The organism is Streptomyces tagetis, from assembly GCF_018069565.1.
GTDB classification, from domain to species: Bacteria; Actinomycetota; Actinomycetes; order Streptomycetales; family Streptomycetaceae; genus Streptomyces; species Streptomyces tagetis.
The window spans coordinates 521,668-539,851 of record NZ_JAGPNL010000004.1 but is presented as its reverse complement, the minus strand read 5'-3'; the positions used below and the strand labels follow the sequence as shown (position 1 = coordinate 539,851).

Annotated in this window: 12 protein-coding genes; 11 read left to right on the top strand and 1 reads right to left on the bottom strand. The window is 70.0% G+C overall.

Annotated features, from left to right (window positions below):
- Positions 1-3 precede the first annotated feature (3 nt).
- A complete protein-coding gene (locus tag J5Y05_RS18100) occupies positions 4-2,643 on the top strand; it encodes a SpoIIE family protein phosphatase (RefSeq protein WP_372450498.1) in 2,640 nt (879 codons plus the stop codon).
- 145 nt (positions 2,644-2,788) lie between these two features.
- On the opposite strand, the gene J5Y05_RS18095 is transcribed toward J5Y05_RS18100, so the two are convergent.
- Entirely contained in the window at positions 2,789-3,199 is a 411-nt protein-coding gene (locus J5Y05_RS18095; RefSeq protein WP_210873663.1) for a hypothetical protein, read from the bottom strand.
- Positions 3,200-3,459: 260 nt separating this feature from the next.
- On the opposite strand from J5Y05_RS18095, the gene J5Y05_RS18090 reads away from it, so the two are divergent.
- From J5Y05_RS18090 to J5Y05_RS18045, 10 genes are all read left to right on the top strand, one after another.
- Positions 3,460-5,778: an ABC transporter family substrate-binding protein gene (locus J5Y05_RS18090; protein WP_210873661.1), complete on the top strand. Its 2,319-nt coding sequence runs from the start codon at positions 3,460-3,462 to the stop codon at positions 5,776-5,778.
- Between the two features lie 144 nt (positions 5,779-5,922).
- The gene (gene typA, locus J5Y05_RS18085; RefSeq protein WP_210873659.1) at positions 5,923-7,839 is read left to right on the top strand and encodes a translational GTPase TypA; all 1,917 of its coding nucleotides are present in this window, start codon (positions 5,923-5,925) and stop codon (positions 7,837-7,839) included.
- 396 nt (positions 7,840-8,235) lie between these two features.
- The gene (locus J5Y05_RS18080; protein WP_210873656.1) at positions 8,236-9,276 is read left to right on the top strand and encodes an ABC transporter permease; all 1,041 of its coding nucleotides are present in this window, start codon (positions 8,236-8,238) and stop codon (positions 9,274-9,276) included.
- 100 nt (positions 9,277-9,376) lie between these two features.
- A complete protein-coding gene (locus J5Y05_RS18075; protein ID WP_210873654.1) occupies positions 9,377-11,182 on the top strand; it encodes an ABC transporter substrate-binding protein in 1,806 nt (601 codons plus the stop codon).
- Positions 11,183-11,286: 104 nt separating this feature from the next.
- Positions 11,287-12,264 (top strand): ABC transporter permease, encoded by a 978-nt coding sequence (locus tag J5Y05_RS18070; RefSeq protein ID WP_210873652.1) that lies wholly within the window; start codon positions 11,287-11,289, stop codon positions 12,262-12,264.
- Positions 12,265-12,275: 11 nt separating this feature from the next.
- Positions 12,276-13,337: an ABC transporter ATP-binding protein gene (locus tag J5Y05_RS18065; protein WP_210873650.1), complete on the top strand. Its 1,062-nt coding sequence runs from the start codon at positions 12,276-12,278 to the stop codon at positions 13,335-13,337.
- 13 nt (positions 13,338-13,350) lie between these two features.
- Complete coding sequence (locus tag J5Y05_RS18060) at positions 13,351-14,472, top strand: ABC transporter ATP-binding protein (protein ID WP_210873648.1); 1,122 nt, start codon at positions 13,351-13,353, stop codon at positions 14,470-14,472.
- 176 nt (positions 14,473-14,648) lie between these two features.
- Positions 14,649-16,280 (top strand): peptide ABC transporter substrate-binding protein, encoded by a 1,632-nt coding sequence (locus tag J5Y05_RS18055; protein WP_210873646.1) that lies wholly within the window; start codon positions 14,649-14,651, stop codon positions 16,278-16,280.
- 8 nt (positions 16,281-16,288) lie between these two features.
- On the top strand, positions 16,289-17,212 hold the full coding sequence (locus tag J5Y05_RS18050; protein ID WP_210873644.1) for an ABC transporter permease: 924 nt from the start codon (positions 16,289-16,291) through the stop codon (positions 17,210-17,212).
- A complete protein-coding gene (locus J5Y05_RS18045; protein ID WP_210873641.1) occupies positions 17,205-18,182 on the top strand; it encodes an ABC transporter permease in 978 nt (325 codons plus the stop codon). Before J5Y05_RS18050 ends, J5Y05_RS18045 begins: the two co-directional genes overlap by 8 nt.
- Positions 18,183-18,184: the final 2 nt, after the last annotated feature.

The window sequence follows — 18,184 nt, the reverse complement described above, 5'->3', positions numbered from 1 at the left end:
CGCGTGAGCGAGATACCAGCGAGGGCCACGGGGCCCGAGGGTCCGGCGAACGGCGCGCAGGCCGGAGCCGCGGGCGCCGCCACGGCGCACACCGCTCCCGGTGACACGCCGCCAGGTGACGCCGTGTGGCAGAGCAGTCCGCCCGGTTCGATCTACGACTACGTCAAGGTCGCGTCCTTCTCCATCGGTCCCGACGGCCTCGTCGACCAGTGGAGCCTGCGCGCCGAGCAGCTTCTCGGCATCCCCGCGGAGGCCGCCGTCGGCATGGACCCCATCGAGGCGTTCATCGACCCGGACCAGCGCGCCGGGGGCCGACGCAAGATGACCGAGATCCTCGACGGCCGGGAGTGGACCGGCGTGGTCCCCTTCCGGGTCCCGCGAGGTCCCGGCGCCGCCGGGCGGGACGGGCGACGTGGCCGGCACGGACTGGCCGAGGTGTACGTCATGCCGACGCGGACGGAGGGCGGCGAGAAGGCCGCCGTCTGTATCGTCGTCGACGTCCGCACCCTGCGCAGCATCGAGACGGATCTCGCCGCCTCGCAGGCGATATTCGGCCAGTCTCCGTTCGGTTTCCTGCTGATCGACGCCGATCTGCGGGTGCGCCGGGCCAACCAGCGGTTCGCCTCCATCTTCGGCGGCACGCCCGACGACCACCGGGGCCGGGGCGTCCACGACTACCTGTCGCGGGCCGAGGCCGACCGGGTCTCCGCCACCCTGCGCCGGGTGCTGGAGACCGGCGACTCCATCACCGACATGCACGTCACCGGCTTCCTGCCCGGCTCGGAGGAACGCCGCCACTGGTCGGTCAACCTCTACCGGGTGCACAGCGGTTCGGGCCGCCCCATCGGCGTCGCCTGGCTCGGCACCGACATCACCGCGCGCCGCGCCGCCGCCCGCGAGGCCGCCGCCGCCCGGCGCAATCTCGCCCTCCTCAACGAGGCCGGCGCCCGCATCGGCAACTCCCTCGACCTGGAGACCACCGCCCGCCAGCTCCTCGACGTCGTCGTCCCCGGCTTCTGCGACCTGGCCACCGTCGACCTCTACCAGGGCCTGCTGGCGGGCGACGAGACCCCGCCCGGCCTCGCCGACGGCAGCGCGGAACTGCGCCGCGTCGCCTTCTCCAGCGCCGTGTCGGCGGCGCCCTTCGACGGCACCGGCGAACGGGTCCAGCTCGGCGCCCGGCACCACTACCCGTTCAACTCGCCCTGCGCCGACGCCCTGCGCACGGCCCGTCCGCGCAGCGTCCCCGCCGAGGAGGGCGGGCTCGTGCAGTCCACCCTCGCGGTGCCGATGGTCGCCAACGACACCGTGGTCGGCCTCGCCCAGTTCGCGCGGGCCAAGGGCAGCGAGCCCTTCGGCGACCGGGACCGCGACCTCGCCGTCGAGCTGGCGACGCGCGCCGCGGTCTGCATCGACAACGCCCGGCTCTACCGCCGCGAGCACGAAAGGGCGTTGATACTGCAACGCTCCCTGTTGCCGCCCGGCGACCCGGAGGCGTCCGGCCTCGACATCGCCTGCCGCTACCTGCCCGGGAACGCGGCCACCGGCCGGCCCAGCGAGGTCGGCGGCGACTGGTTCGACGTGATCGAACTGCCCGGCCACCGCACCGCGCTGGTCGTCGGCGACGTCATGGGCCGCGGACTGCGCGCCGCCGTCGCCATGGGCGAACTGCGCACCGCCGTACGCACCCTGGCCCAGCTCGACCTCGAACCGGCCGAGGTGCTCTCCCAGCTCGACGAGATCGCGCGCGGCCTCGGCGCCCCCGGCGGCGTCCAGCAGGCCACCCGCGCCGCGCGCCGGCCCCGCGAGGCCGACCTGTCCGAGGTGTACCTGGCGACCTGCATCTACGCCGTCTACGACTCGGTGACCCGGCGCTGCACCTTCGCCAACGCGGGCCACCTGCCGCCCGTCCTGGTCGAGCCCGGCGAGACCGCGCTGATGCTGGACGTGCCGCCGGGCCTGCCGCTCGGCGTCGGCGGGGAGCCGTTCGAGGAGGTGGAGGTCGAACTGCCCGAGGGCGCCCTGCTGGCGCTCTACACCGACGGGCTGGTCGAGAGCCGCGACCACCCCCTGGACGAAGGGCTCCGGGCGTTCGTGGGCGCGCTCACCGACCCGTCCCGGCCGCTGGAGGACGTCTGCGACCAGATCCTCGGCACGCTGGGCACCCACCACGGCGAGGACGACATCGCCCTGCTGATGGCCCGCGTCCAGGGACTGCCGGCCGAGTCCGTCGGCGACTGGACCCTGCCGCGCGAGCCGCGCAGCGTGGGCCGGGCCCGCGAGTACGCCCGCACCCAGTTGCAGAGCTGGGGCCTGGAACCCCTGGTCGACACCACCGAACTGCTCGTGAGCGAACTGGTCACCAACGCCCTGCGGTACGGCGAGGGCGAGATCAGGCTCCGCCTCCTGCTCGACCGCACCCTGGTCTGCGAGGTGTGGGACTCCGGACTGGTCCAGCCGCGCCGGCGCCGCGCCCGGGACACCGACGAGGGCGGCCGGGGCCTGCAACTGGTCGGGCTGCTCAGCGCGGCCTGGGGCTCACGCCGCACCCCGCGCGGCAAGACGGTCTGGTTCGAACTGCCCCTGCCGGGCGGCGACACGCCGCTGACCGACCCGGCGGAGGCCCTGCTGAGCCTGTTCTGAGCGGCGCGCGGCCCACGAGGCGCACGCCGGGCGCACGGCGCCCACGACACCCGCCCGGCACCCCCAGGCGCACCCCAGGCCGCCGCCGCTCAGCCGCTCGCCCCGCCCCGCCCCCGGGCGCCCGGCCGACCACCGGCGTGTCGTCCTACGGGCGGGTCTCGCCGTACGCGGGCGTGTCGTCGTACACAGGCGTGTCGTCGTACACCGGCGTCTCGTCGTACGCGCCGGTGGGTGTCCCGCCCGGCGTCGTCCTGGTCCGCGCCCGCCGGACGCGGCGCACCCGGCCGTACCCGGCGAGCGCGCAGACCGTGCCCGCGGTGACCAGCGGCAGCACCAGGTCCGCGCTGGGCGTCCCGTTCCCGGACCGGTCCCGGACCGGGGTGCTCGTCGCCGGTCCGTGGCCACCGGGCGCGGCCGGCGGACCGCCCCGCGCCGCCGTGAGCGGCAGCACCAGCCACATCACCCCCGCCGCACCGCCCAGCAGGGCGTGCGCGACCCGCACGGAGCGGTGCGCCGTGGCACGCCGTGGCCGGGTCCGGACGGGGAAGGGCGTCACACCGGGAGCGTACGAGCGGCCCCGCGCCGCCGCGACCGGGCGGACCGCCGACCGGAACACCCGCCGGTGCGCGCCGGGGCGCGTTGGGCCGCACGAGTGGGGTTGTCACGCCCCTTCGCCGTGTCTCCCCGGGTTGCCGAAGCCTTTCCTCTTCAGTGGCCCGCAGAGCCGTACGGATACAAATGATCAACTCCATATACCGCCAAATGTGATCACAGCAGGGTGATCACGACCCCCGCGGCCCCCCGGAGGTAGCACAGATGTCCCACGTCGGCGTCGGACCGCGCGCGCTCACCCGCTCGGTCGCCTTCCTCACCGCGGGTGTGCTCGCGGTCCCCGCGCTGGCCGGATGCAGCTCCGACGACCGCGCGGGCAAGCCCCTCGCCGGGCAGGACATCGCCCCCGCCGCCCGCTCCCGGATCGCCGACGGCGGCACCCTGCGCTGGGCCGTGGACTCCGTGCCGGAGACCCTCAACGCCTTCCAGGCGGACGCCGACGCCACCACCACCCGCGTCGCCCAGGCCGTACTGCCCTCGATGTACCGCATGGACGAGGCGGGCCGCCCCGTCCGCGACGCCGACTACCTGGAATCGGCCAAGATCGTCGACACCGAGCCCCAGCAGGTCGTCCTCTACAAGCTCAACCAGCAGGCCGTCTGGAGCGACGGCCGGGAGATCGGCGCCGCCGACTTCGCCGCCCAGTGGCGGGCCCTGTCCGGCAAGGACAGCGCCTACTGGACCGCCCGCAACGCGGGGTACGACCGCATCGAGAAGATCGAGCGCGGCGCCAACGACCTGGAGGTCAAGGTCACCTTCAGCCGGCCCTACGCCGACTGGAAGTCGCTCTTCACCCCGCTGTACCCGAAGGAGGTCATGGGCACCCCGGACTCCTTCAACGACGGCGCGCGGCGCAAGCTCAAGGTGACCGCGGGGCCCTTCTCCCTCAAGAAGGTCGACATCCAGGGCGAAGAGGTCGTCCTCACCCGCAACCCGCGCTGGTGGGGCGCCCAGCCCCGGCTGAACGAGATCGTGCTGCGCGCCGTCCCCCGCGAGGACCGGGTCTCCGCGCTGGCCGAGGACAAGATCGACCTGGCCGAGATCGACCCGGACGCCGCCCGCCAGGTCACCGTGGCCGCCGCGCCGGGGGACGCCGGCACCGGGACGCCGCTGATGGGCCCGAGCGGCACGCCGGCGTCCGGCACGTCGCCGCTGGCGGGCCCGCCGGGCCTCCCGGCCGCCGAGGCGCTGCGCTCCTGGGCCGTCGCCCACGGCTCCGACGAGGAGGCCGCCGAGGAGGAGGGCGCGGCCCGCGCGAAGCGGCGCGAGGCGCTCGCCGCGCAGGAGACCCGGCAGCGGGCGCTGCGCGGATTCGAGGTCCGCAAGTCGCTGGAGCCCGCCTACACCCAGCTCGCCCTGAACGGCGCCGACGGCCCCCTCGCCGACGAGCGGGTGCGCCGCGCCGTCGCCCGCGCCCTGGACCGTACGGCGCTGGCCGAGGCGGTGCTCAAGCCGCTGGGCCTGCCCGCGAAGCCGGTGGGCAGCCACCTCGCGCTCGCCGGGCAGTCCGCGTACGCCGACGGCAGCGACGCGCTCGGCAAGCCGGACACCAAGGAGGCCCGCGCCCTCCTCGCGGACGCGGGCTGGGTGCCCGGCGGCCCCGTGGAGCCGCAGAAGAAGGGCGACAAGGCGGCCGGCGCCGAGGACGGCACGAAGGACGGCAAGGACGCCACCTCCGGCCAGGGCGACGACGACGGCACCTACATCGTCGGCCAGGACGACCGGAAGGACGGCGGGGCCACCGACAAGGCCACCGACAAGAACGCAGACAAGGCCACCGACAAGGCCACCGACAAGGACTCCGCGACCGACGACGGCAAGCGCGCCGACGAGCACCGCGAGAACCGGCACGACGACCAGGACGGCGGGAAGAACACCGCGCAGGGCGGCGTGCCCGGCGCCTACGCCCCCAAGGGCACCGCCGCCCCGGCCGGCGCCGCCTCGGCCCCGCTCGCCAAGGACGGCAAGGCCCTCACCCTGCGCTTCGTGCTCCCCTCGGGCCCCGGCTCCGGGACGCTGCGCACCGTCGCCGACCGGATCTCGGCGATGCTGAAGCGGATCGGCGTCGGCACCGAGATCTCCAAGGTCCCGGACGAGAGCTACTTCAAGGACCACATCGCCTCGGGCGACTACGACCTGGCGCTCTACTCCTGGCCCGCCTCCGCCTTCCCCGCCACCGACGCCCGCCCGATCTACGCCAAGCCCGTCCCCGCCGCCGACGGCTCCCTCAACGTGGCGCAGAACTACACCCGGGTCGGCACCGACCAGGTCGACCAGCTCTTCGACCAGGCCATGACGACGCTGGACGAGAAGGAGTCGCGCGAGCTGCTGCGCAAGGCGGACGAGCGGATCTGGGCCGCGGCGGCCTCCATCCCGCTCTACCAGCGGCCCCAGCTCGTGGCCGCCCGCACCACCCTCGTCAACGCCGGGGCCTTCGGTCTCGGCACCCCCGTCCACCAGGACATGGGCTTCCTGGCGAAGGGCGCTCAGGGCGGTCAGGCGTCGCCCCGGCCGTCCTCCTGAGCGGTTTCGGGCGCCCCGCCCCGTAAAGTCACGTCCCGGAGCCCCGTACCATTGGGTGAGGCCGTGGCGTGCACCGCCCGGCAGGCCCGCGTGACATGGACGTACGCGAGGGCCGTCCTCACACCCTCCGGGAGTACGCCTCATATGGCTGTGTCTGTTACGCGTCACAACATCCGCAATGTCGCCATCGTCGCCCACGTCGATCACGGCAAGACCACCATCGTCGACGGGATGCTCAAGCAGGCCGGTGCTTTCGCGGCGCACCAGCTCGACACCGTGGACGACCGCATGATGGACTCGAACGACCTGGAGCGTGAGAAGGGCATCACGATCCTCGCCAAGAACACCGCGGTGAAGTATCACCCGAAGGACGGCGGGGAGCCCATCACGATCAACATCATCGACACCCCCGGCCACGCCGACTTCGGCGGCGAGGTCGAGCGCGGTCTGTCGATGGTCGACGGCGTCGTCCTGCTCGTCGACTCCTCCGAGGGGCCGCTGCCCCAGACCCGCTTCGTGCTGCGCAAGGCGCTCCAGGCGCGGCTGCCGATCATCCTGTGCATCAACAAGACGGACCGGCCCGACGCCCGCATCGACGAGGTCGTCAACGAGGCGTACGACCTCTTCCTCGACCTGGACGCCGACGAGGAGCAGATCGAGTTCCCGATCGTCTACGCCTGCGGGCGGGACGGCATCGCCTCGCTGACCAAGCCGCAGGACGGCAGCGTGCCGGGCGACTCGGACAGCCTGGAGCCGTTCTTCTCGACGATCCTGTCGCACATCCCGGCCCCGGTCTACGAGGAGGACGCCCCCCTCCAGGCCCACGTGACCAACCTGGACGCCGACAACTTCCTCGGCCGTATCGCGCTGCTGCGCGTGCACCAGGGCGAGCTGAAGAAGGGCCAGACCGTCGCCTGGATGAAGCGCGACGGGACCGTGCAGAACGTGCGGATCTCCGAGCTGATGATGACCGAGGCGCTCACCCGCAAGCCCGCCGAGAAGGCCGGCCCGGGTGACATCTGCGCGGTCGCCGGCATCCCGGACATCATGATCGGCGAGACCCTGGCCGACGTGGAGAACCCGGTCGCGCTGCCGTTGATCACGGTGGACGAGCCGGCGATCTCCATGACCATCGGCACCAACACCTCGCCGCTGGTCGGCCGCGGCGCCACCGGCAAGGGCGCCGACAACAAGGCGGCGGTCAAGGACCGCAAGGTCACCGCCCGCCAGGTCAAGGACCGCCTCGACCGCGAGCTGATCGGCAACGTGTCGCTGCGCGTGCTGGAGACCGGCCGGCCGGACGCCTGGGAGGTGCAGGGCCGCGGCGAGCTGGCCCTGGCCATCCTGGTCGAGCAGATGCGCCGCGAGGGCTTCGAGCTGACGGTCGGCAAGCCCCAGGTGGTCACCAAGGAGGTCGACGGCAAGACGCACGAGCCGGTCGAGCGCCTGACCATCGACGTGCCCGAGGAGCACATGGGCGCGGTCACGCAGCTCATGGGCGTCCGCAAGGGCCGCATGGACAACATGTCCAACCACGGCTCGGGCTGGGTCCGCCTGGAGTTCATCGTGCCCTCCCGCGGGCTGATCGGTTTCCGGACCGAGTTCCTGACCCAGACGCGCGGCACGGGCATCGCCCACTCCATCCACGAGGGCCACGAGCCCTGGTTCGGGACGCTCACCACGCGCAACAACGGCTCCCTGGTCGCGGACCGCGCGGGTGCCGTCACGGCGTTCGCGATGACGAATCTCCAGGAGCGCGGGGTGCTCTTCACCGACCCCGGCACCGAGGTGTACGAGGGCATGATCGTGGGCGAGAACTCGCGCTCCGACGACATGGACGTCAACATCACCAAGGAGAAGAAGCTCACCAACATGCGGTCTTCCACGGCCGATGTGACCGAGTCGATCGTGCCGCCGCGCAAGCTGTCGCTGGAGCAGTCGCTGGAGTTCTGCCGCGACGACGAGTGCGTCGAGGTGACCCCCGAGTCCATTCGCATTCGCAAGGTGAACCTGGACGCCCGTGAGCGCGCCCGCGCCGCCAGCCGCGCCAAGCACGCCTGACGTTCCGTCATAACCCTTACAGGGCCCGGCTTCTCCGCCATCATGCGGGGGAGGCGGGCCCTTGCGCATGGCCGAAAGCCGGCCGAAGGGGCCACCGACGGGTGTTCGAGCGGTGTGCGAGGCCGTTCGGATATCGGTGAGTCTACGATCAGGTTTCGAACATGTGAACAAGAGAATATGTCGAGATGACCGATTTGCCGGATGGGGATCTTATCTGTCAAGCGCGCAGAGGTGTCAATCTTTGCAATTTTTGTTCAAAATAAGAACGGTAGGGAGATCCCTGTGTCATTCGCCCTTGACGCGCGTTGACTCGTTTGGCGAAAGTTCCCCCAAACCGCAGAACCCGCCGGTATCTGCGCTGCGCTCGATTCTCCATCCCCCGGGGGAAGAAGACACATGACCAGTCCAACCAAGGCCGAGGGCTCAGGGGCCACGGTCGCCTTGGACCCTGAACTCGTGGCGGCCGTCGAGGCCGCCGAGGGGCCGAAGCAGCCCGAGGGCCGTTCCCCCGGCCAGTTGATGTGGCAGCGCTTCAGGCGCGACCGTACCGGAGTCGTCTCCGCGTGCGTAGTGATTTTCTTCTTCCTCGTCGCCGCTCTCGCCCCCGTCATAGCGAAGCTCTACGGCAAGAACCCGTACACCCTGTACGCGCAGGAGCCCGAGTACCCGTTCCTGCTGGACGACTTCGCCATGCCGACCGGTTCCTTCGGCGGCATGTCGGGCGAGTTCTGGATGGGCGTGGAGCCCAAGCTGGGGCGCGACGTGTTCACCATGCTGGTGTACGGCATGCGGACCTCGCTCTACATCGCGGTGATCCTCACCGTGCTCTGCGTGACCACCGGCGTGATCGTCGGCCTGATCGGCGGCTACTTCGGCGGCCGGGTCGACTACTGGGTGGGCCGGGTCACGGACTTCTTCCTGGCCTTCCCGCAGCAGCTCTTCTTCATCGCCTTCATGCCCGTCGTGACCGCGATGTTCGTCTCCCCCCAGGACGAGACCCCGACCTACCTCCGGGCCCTGGCGATCATCCTCGTGATGTGGTTCCTCGGCTGGATGGGGCTGGCCCGCCTGGTGCGCAGCTCCGTGCTGTCGCTGGCGGACCGGGAGTTCGTGGAGGCGGCGAAGGTGTCCGGTGCCTCTCCCTGGCGCATCGTGCGCAAGGAGATCCTGCCGAACATCGTCACGCCGATCCTGGTGCAGGCCACCTACATCCTGCCGAGCACCATCCTCTCCATCGCCTTCCTCTCGTACATCGGTGTCGGCTTCGTCGAGCCGACCCCGGACTGGGGCCGGATGTTCAAGATCGGCACCGACGTGTACGAGCAGGACCCGATGTTCCTGCTCTTCCCGGGCGCGGCGCTGGTGATCTTCGTGCTCGCCTTCAACCTTCTCGGCGACTCCGTCCGAGACGCATTCGACCCCAAGACCGGACGCTGACCGTCCATTGGTGGGTGGGGGCGCTGCCGCCCCGGGCTGGCCCGCTGGCCCGCCGGGCAGCACTCGTGGACAACTATCGACAGGTAGGTGCATCGGCATCATGAAGCCCATCAGAACGCGCACCGTGCGCGCCATAGCCGTGGCCATCGCGGCCGGTTCGCTCGTGCTGACCGGCTGCTCCGGCGGCAACGACGGTGGCGGGAGCAAGGGCAAGAGCGACGCGAAGTCCCAGGCGGACGCCGCCGAGCAGCAGGACCCGGTCTCCTACGGTGACGCCGCGGCGTCCACCGGCCCTGCCAAGGAGGTGTCCGGGGCGAAGTCCGGCGGCTTCATCAACGTGTACCAGCAGTCCGACCTGACCCACATGGACCCGGGCCAGATCTACGTCAGTGACGCCAAGCAGTTCTCCAACCTGGTGCACCGCGGTCTGACGCACTTCCAGGAGGACGACAAGGGCAACCTGACCGTCGTCGGTGACATCGCCACCGACTCCGGCCAGTCGTCCGACGGCGGCAAGACCTGGACGTACAAGCTCAAGGACGACATCAAGGACGAGGACGGCAACGCCATCACCTCGGCCGACGTCCGCCACTCCATCGAGCGCCTGTACTCCAAGGTCATCTTCGACGGCCCGACCTTCGTCCAGTCCTGGCTCTCGGGCAACGACTACCGCAAGGCGCTGCCGGACGGCCCCTACAAGGGCAAGCACCTGCCGGACTCCGTCCTGGAGACCCCGGACGACAAGACGGTCGTCTTCCACTTCGACCAGCCGCGTCCGGACCTGCCGCAGGCCCTGACCATGCCCGGCTACTCCATCGTGCCCGAGAAGCAGGACACGAAGGAGAAGTACGACCACGCCCCCAAGGCGCTCGGCCCGTACAAGATCGCCGAGTACAAGGCGGGCAAGTCCATCAAGCTGGTCAAGAACGACCAGTGGGACGCGAAGTCGGACCCGGTCCGCCACCAGTACGTCGACGGCTTCAACTTCAGCAACACCATCGACGCCGCCAGCCAGACCAAGCGTCTCCTCGCCGACCAGGGCGAGGCCAAGAACGCCATCCAGTTCACCGACTCGGTGGACCCGGCGCAGCTCTCCACGGTCATCAACGACGCGAGCGCCAAGAAGCGCACCATCCACGGCTACCAGCCGTACGTGTGGCAGATGACCTTCAACCTGGACCGGATGAAGGACAAGAAGGTCCGCGACGCGATCACCTACGCGCTGCCGAACCAGTCCATGGTCCAGGCGGACGGCGGTCGTTACGGCGGTGAGGTCGCCGGCGGTCTGCTCGCCCCGACCCTGCCGGGCTTCGACCCCGAGTACGACCCCTTCGGCAAGCTGAAGAAGCCCAACGGCGACCCGGAGAAGGCCAAGGCGCTGCTGAAGGAGGCGGGTGTCAAGGAGGGCACGAAGCTCACCTACGCCTACTCCAACACCCCGCGCGGCCAGGCCCAGATGGTCATCATCAAGGACGCGCTGGCCAAGATCGGCTTCGACGTCCAGGCCAAGGAGATCGACCGCGCCAGCTTCTACGAGCAGGTCGGCAAGCTCGACAACCCGTACGACATCTACATGACCGGCTGGGGCCAGGACTGGCCGTCGCCGTCCACGGTCATCACCCCGGTCTACGACGGTGAGCTGATCGCCGACGGTCTGTCGAACTACTCGCACATCAACGACTCCGAGGTCAACGCCCTGATCAAGAAGGCGCTGAACGAGGAGCCGGAGGAGGCCGCCAAGACCTGGGAGAAGGCCCACCACCGGATCGTCGAGGAGATCAACCCGGCCGCCCCGGTCTACTACTCGAAGCAGATCCAGCTCTACGGGTCGAACATCGGCGGTGCCCGGTACAGCACGGAGTCGAGCTACATCGACATCAACAACCTGTACCTGAAGCAGCCGTAAGCCGTCAGCTCGGCTGACCGCGGGGGTGTGCGCCAGGCGGAGCACACCCCCGCGGACGGTACCCCCTCCTTGCCGCCGCGTTTCGAAGAGAGCATCCACCCGCCATGCTTCAGTTCCTCATCCGCAGGCTGATCGGCGCCGTCGTCATCATGTTCCTGATCGGCGCCTTCACGTTCTTCCTGTTCTATACGATCCCGCAGGACTTCGCTGCGCTGTCCTGCGGCAAGAACTGCTCCCCCGAGAACCTCGCCGTGATCCGCGAGAACCTGGGGCTCGACAAGCCCATCACCACCCAGTTCTGGGAGTTCATGACGGGCATCGTGACCGGGCGCGACTTCCCCCAGGGGCACTGCTCAGCCCCGTGCCTGGGTGTCTCCTTCGACAGCGGCAACTTCGTCTGGGACTCCATCGTCGACCGCTTCCCGCTGACCCTGTCGCTCACCGTCGGCGGACTGGTCATCTTCCTCGTCGTGGGCCTCGGCTCCGGCATGCTCGCCGCCTGGAAGCGCGGCACGGTGGTCGACAAGATCGTCAGCGGCGCCTCGATCGTCCTCAGCTCGTTCCAGATCTACCTGCTCGGCCCGATCGCCCTCGGCATCTTCGTCTACAGCAGCGGTCTGCTCGACAACCCGAAGTACTACCCGTTCACCGAGAACCCGGCGACCTGGGCGCTCGGACTGCTCATTCCCTGGGCCGTGATGGCGACCATCTTCACCGCCCAGTACACGCGTATGTCGCGCTCGACCATGATCGAGCAGCTCCAGGAGGAGCACGTCCGCACCGCGCGCGCCAAGGGCATGTCGCGCAGTTACGTGTTCTTCCGCTACGCCTGGCGAGGCTCGCTCATCCCGATCGTCACCATCATCGGCATGGACCTCAGCGCCCTGCTGGCCGGCGCGGTGGTCACGGAGTTCACCTTCGACCTGCCCGGCCTCGGGCGTCTCGCGGTCGACTCCTCGATCAACAAGGACCTGCCGCTGACGATGGGCGTCATGCTGTTCGGGGCCTTCTTCATCCTGCTCCTGAACATCGTCGTCGACCTCGCCTACGCATACATCGACCCGCGCGTGCGGCTCAGCTAGGAGAAACCACCGTGACCACTCTGACCAAGACCGAAGGTGCGACGGCCCCGACCGGGCCCGAACCCTTCCTCTCGGTCCGCGACCTGCGGGTGCGGTTCTCCACCGAGGACGGCATCGTCAAGGCGGTCGACGGGCTGTCCTTCGACGTCGAGCGCGGCAAGACCCTGGGCATCGTCGGTGAGTCCGGCTCCGGCAAGTCCGTCACCAACCTGACCATCCTCGGCCTGCACAACCCCAAGACCTCCACGGTCGAGGGCGAGATCGTCCTCGACGGGCAGGAACTGGTCACCGCCGGCGAGAAGGAGATGGAGAAGCTCCGCGGCAACAAAGTGGCGATGATCTTCCAGGACCCGCTGACGGCGCTCTCGCCGTACTACACGGTGGGCCGGCAGATCGCCGAGCCGTACATGAAGCACACCGGCGCCTCCAAGAAGGAGGCGCGGGCGCGGGCGATCGAGATGCTGACCAAGGTCGGCATCCCCCAGCCCAAGACCCGGGTCGACGACTACCCGCACCAGTTCTCCGGCGGTATGCGCCAGCGCGCGATGATCGCCATGGCGCTGGTCTGCGACCCCGACCTGCTCATCGCGGACGAGCCGACCACCGCCCTGGACGTGACCGTCCAGGCCCAGATCCTCGACCTGCTCAAGGAACTCCAGCAGGAGGTCGGCTCCGCGATCGTCTTCATCACCCACGACCTCGGCGTCATCTCCGACATGGCCGACGACCTCCTGGTGATGTACTCGGGCCGGGCCGTCGAGCGCGGCAGCGTCCGCGAGGTGCTGCGCGCGCCCCGCCACCCCTACACCTGGGGCCTCCTCAGCTCGATGCCGAGGCTCGGCGGCGACACCGCGCAGGCGCTGAACCCGATCCCGGGATCGCCCCCCAGCCTGCTCAACCCGCCCTCCGGCTGCGCCTTCCACCCGCGCTGCGCCTTCACCGCCGAGGCGGGCGGCGACCGCTGTGCCACCGACCGCCCCGCGCTGGCCGACGGCCGGGCCGCCGCCTGCCATCTGACGGCCGACCAGAAGCAGCGCATCTTCATCGACACGATCCAGCCCCGGCTGCGCTAGGGAGATCCGAGACATGAGCGACAACCTCACCCTCCCCGCACAGCAGAGCCCCGCCGGAGCCTCGGCCGAACCGCTCCTGACCGTCGAGGGCCTGACCAAGCACTTCCCCATCTACGGGGGCTTCCCGATCAAGCGGAAGGTCGGCGCCGTCCAGGCCGTCGACAAGGTCGACCTGACCGTCGGCGCCGGCGAGAGCGTCGGCCTGGTGGGGGAGTCGGGGTGCGGCAAGTCGACCACGGGCCGGCTCATCACCCGGCTCCTGGAACCGACCGGCGGCAAGATCACCTACGCCGGGCACGACATCACGCACGCCTCCCGCCGCGAGCTGGCCCCGATCCGGTCCGAGATCCAGATGATCTTCCAGGACCCGTACTCGTCGCTGAACCCGCGCCAGACCGTCGGCACCATCATCCGCTCGCCGATGGAGGTCAACGGGATCGAACCGGCCGGCGGCCGGGAGAAGCGGGTCCGCGAACTGCTGGAGCTGGTCGGCCTCAACCCCGAGCACTACAACCGCTTCCCGCACGAGTTCTCCGGCGGCCAGCGCCAGCGCATCGGCGTCGCCCGCGCCCTCGCGCTCCAGCCGAAGCTCATCGTGGCCGACGAGCCGGTCTCCGCCCTGGACGTCTCCATCCAGGCGCAGGTGGTCAACCTGCTCCAGAAGGTCCAGCAGGAGATGGGCATCGCCTTCCTGTTCATCGCCCACGACCTCGCGGTGGTACGCCACTTCTCGCAGCGCGTCGCGGTGATGTACCTCGGCAAGGTGGTCGAGGTCGGCGACCGCGACTCCATCTACAACCGGCCCCGCCACCCCTACACGCACGCCCTGCTCTCGGCCGTGCCCGAGGTGGCCGTGGACGACGAGCCCGAGGACCGCGAGCGCATCCGCCTCGCCGGCGACGTGCCCTCGCCGATCATGCCGCCGTCGGGCTGCCGGTTCCGCACCCGCTGCTGGAAGGCGCAGGACAAGTGCGCCACCGAGGAGCCGCCGCTGGTGCGCCTCTCCGACAGCCGCGAGGGCCACCTGACCGCGTGCCACTTCCCGGAGGAGCCCACCACGGAGGCCCGGGACGAGGACATCGTGCTGGACCCGGGCCTGAAGGCCCTGGAGGACGAGAACGCCGGTACGGACTGACGGTCCCACCCCACGCGGCACACCCCGGAACCGGGGCGGGAGCACGTCTCCCGCCCCGGTTCCGTCGTCCGCGCCACCCGAGTGCTCCCCCCACCCGTACGGACGGGTGAAAGTGCGTTACCTCCCGCTTCGCCCGATAGTGACCGGTAACGACTCAGGGCACGAGGAGGCACTTCATGCGCGGAGCCACACACGCCACATGGGCCGCGGGCGCGGCGGCGGTAGCCCTGGCGGTGACGGCCTGCGGAGGGGGTGGCGGCGGGGGCAGCGGTGACGGCGGGGCGGTGCTCAGCTCCTCCTGGGGCGACCCGCAGAACCCGCTGGAGCCGGCCAACACCAACGAGGTGCAGGGCGGCAAGGTCCTCGACATGATCTTCCGGCAGCTCAAGCAGTACGACCCGGACACGGGCGAGGCCAAGGACATGCTCGCCGAGAAGATCGAGACCTCGGACTCGCAGAACTTCACCATCACCGTCAAGGACGGCTGGACCTTCAGCAACGGTGAGAAGGTCACCGCCCGCTCCTTCGTGGACGCCTGGAACTACGGCGCCTCCCTGAAGAACAACCAGCGCAACGCGTACTTCTTCGCGTACATCGACGGCTACGACAAGGTGCACCCGGAGGACGGCGGCGCGCAGAGCGCCGACACGCTCTCCGGGCTCAAGGTCACCGGGCCCCGCACCTTCACCGTCAAGCTCGGGCAGAAGTTCTCCACCTTCCCCGACACGCTCGGCTACCCGGCCTTCGCGCCGCTGCCCCGGGCCTTCTTCGACGACCACGCCGGCTGGCTGAAGAAGCCGGTCGGCAACGGCCCGTACATGGTGGACAACTACGCGCGCGGCTCGCAGATGTCGCTGCGCAAGTGGGACGACTACCCGGGCGACGACAAGGCGCGGAACGGCGGCGTCGACCTCAAGGTCTACACCGACAACAACACCGCCTACACCGACCTGATGGCCGGCAACCTCGACCTCGTCGACGACGTCCCCGCCGCCCAGCTCAAGAACGTCAAGAAGGACCTCGGCGACCGGTACATCAACACCCCGGCCGGCATCATCCAGACCCTCGCCTTCCCCTTCTACGACGACGCCTGGAACAAGTCCGGCTCCGAGAAGGTCCGCAAGGGCCTCTCCATGGCGATCGACCGCAAGCAGATCACCGACACGATCTTCCAGAAGACCCGTACCCCGGCCACCGACTGGACCTCCCCGGTGCTCGGCGCGGACGGCGGCTACAAGGCGGGGCTCTGCGGCGACGCCTGCGAGTACAAGCCCGACGAGGCCAAGAAGCTGATCCAGGAGGGCGGCGGCCTGCCCGGCGGCCAGGTCAAGATCACGTACAACGCCGACACCGGCTCCCACCGGCAGTGGGTCGACGCGGTCTGCAACTCCATCAACAACGCCCTGGACAACGACCGCGCCTGCGTCGGCAACCCGGTCGGCACCTTCGCCGACTTCCGCAACCAGATCACCGACCGGAAGATGAGCGGCCCCTTCCGCGCCGGCTGGCAGATGGACTACCCGCTCATCCAGAACTTCCTCCAGCCGCTCTACTACACCAACGCCTCCTCCAACGACGGCAAGTGGTCCAACAAGCAGTTCGACAGCCTCGTCGACAAGGCCAACGGCGAGACCGACACCGCCACCGCCGTCAAGACCTTCCAGCAGGCCGAGGAGGTCCTGCGGGACAACATGGGCGCCATCCCGCTCTGGTACCAGAACGGCAGCGCGGGCTACTCCGACCGCCTCTCCGCCGTCAAGCTCAACCCGTTCAGCGTCCCGGTCTACAACGAGATCAAGGTCGGTTAGGGGGCGCCATGGGACGGTACGTCGTCCGGCGGCTGCTCCAGATGATCCCGGTCTTCATCGGGGCCACGCTGCTGATCTTCCTCATGGTCAACGTCATGGGCGACCCCATCGCGGGCCTGTGCGGCGACCGGCAGTGCGACCCGGCGACGGCCGCCCAGCTCCGCAGGGACTTCGGCCTCGACAAGCCCGTGTGGCAGCAGTACGCGACCTACATGGGCAACGTGTTCACCGGCGACTTCGGCACCGCCTTCAACGGCCAGCCGGTGACCGAGCTGATGGGCACCGCCTTCCCGGTCACCATCCGGCTCACCCTCATCGCCATCCTCTTCGAGATCGTCGTCGGCATCGTCCTCGGCGTGGTCACCGGACTGCGCCGGGGCCGCCCCGTCGACACCGGGGTGCTGCTGCTCACCCTCGTCGTCATCTCCGTCCCCACCTTCGTCACCGGCCTCCTGCTCCAACTGCTGCTCGGCGTGAAATGGGGCTGGATCGACCCGGCCGTCTCCTCCGCGGCCCCCTTCGCCGAGCTGATCGTGCCCGGCCTGGTCCTCGCCTCGGTCTCCCTCGCCTACGTGACCCGGCTGACCCGCACCTCCATCGCCGAGAACCGCCGCTCCGACTACGTGCGCACCGCCATCGCCAAGGGCCTGCCCCGCCACCGGGTCATCACCCGGCATCTGCTGCGCAACTCCCTCATCCCCGTCGTCACCTTCATCGGCACCGACATCGGCGCCCTGATGGGCGGCGCCATCGTCACCGAGCGGATCTTCAACATCCACGGCGTCGGATACCAGCTCTACCAGGGCATCCTGCGCCAGAACACGCAGACCGTGGTCGGCTTCGTCACCGTCCTCGTCCTGGTCTTCCTGATCGCCAACCTCGTCGTCGACCTCCTGTACGCCGTGCTCGACCCGAGGATCCGCTATGCCTGAGCAGCCCTACGAGCCCGAGCGCGCCATCGCCGGCACCGGCATGGGCGGACAGATGGACCTCGGCGCCAGCGAGGCCGTCACCCTGGAGAAGCCCCCCGGCCCGGACGGCGCCGCCCCCGAGGACAAGCCCCGCAGCCTCTGGTCCGACGCCTGGCACGACCTGCGGCGCAACCCCGTCTTCCTGGTCTCCGCGCTGGTCATCCTCTTCCTGGTCGTCATCTCCCTGTGGCCCTCCCTGATCGCCTCCGGCAGCCCCCTCAAGTGCGACCTGGCCAAGGCCCAGGAGGGCTCCCAGCCCGGCCACCCCTTCGGCTTCGACGGCCAGGGCTGCGACGTCTACACCCGTACCGTCTACGGCGCCCGCACCTCGGTGGCGGTCGGCGTCCTCGCCACCCTCGGCGTCGCCCTCCTCGGCAGCGTCTTCGGCGGGCTCGCCGGCTACTTCGGCGGGGCCGGGGACGCGGTCCTCTCCCGGATCACCGACGTGTTCTTCGCCATCCCGGTCGTCCTCGGCGGACTCGTGCTGCTCTCCGTCATCACCAGCAACACCGTCTGGCCGGTGATCGGCTTCATCGTCCTGCTCGGCTGGCCGCAGATCTCCCGCATCGCCCGCGGCTCCGTCATCACCGCCAAACAGAACGACTACGTCCAGGCCGCCCGCGCCCTCGGCGCCTCCCACACCCGGCTCCTGCTGCGCCACATCGCGCCCAACGCGATCGCCCCCGTCATCGTCGTGGCCACCATCGCGCTCGGCACCTACATCTCCCTGGAGGCCACCCTGTCCTTCCTCGGCGTCGGCCTGAAGCCGCCCAGCGTCTCCTGGGGCATCGACATCTCCGCGGCCTCCCCGTACATCCGCAACGCCCCGCACGCGCTGCTGTGGCCCTCCGGCGCGCTGGCGATCACCGTCCTGGCGTTCATCATGCTCGGCGACGCGGTGCGCGACGCCCTCGACCCGAAGCTGAGGTGAGC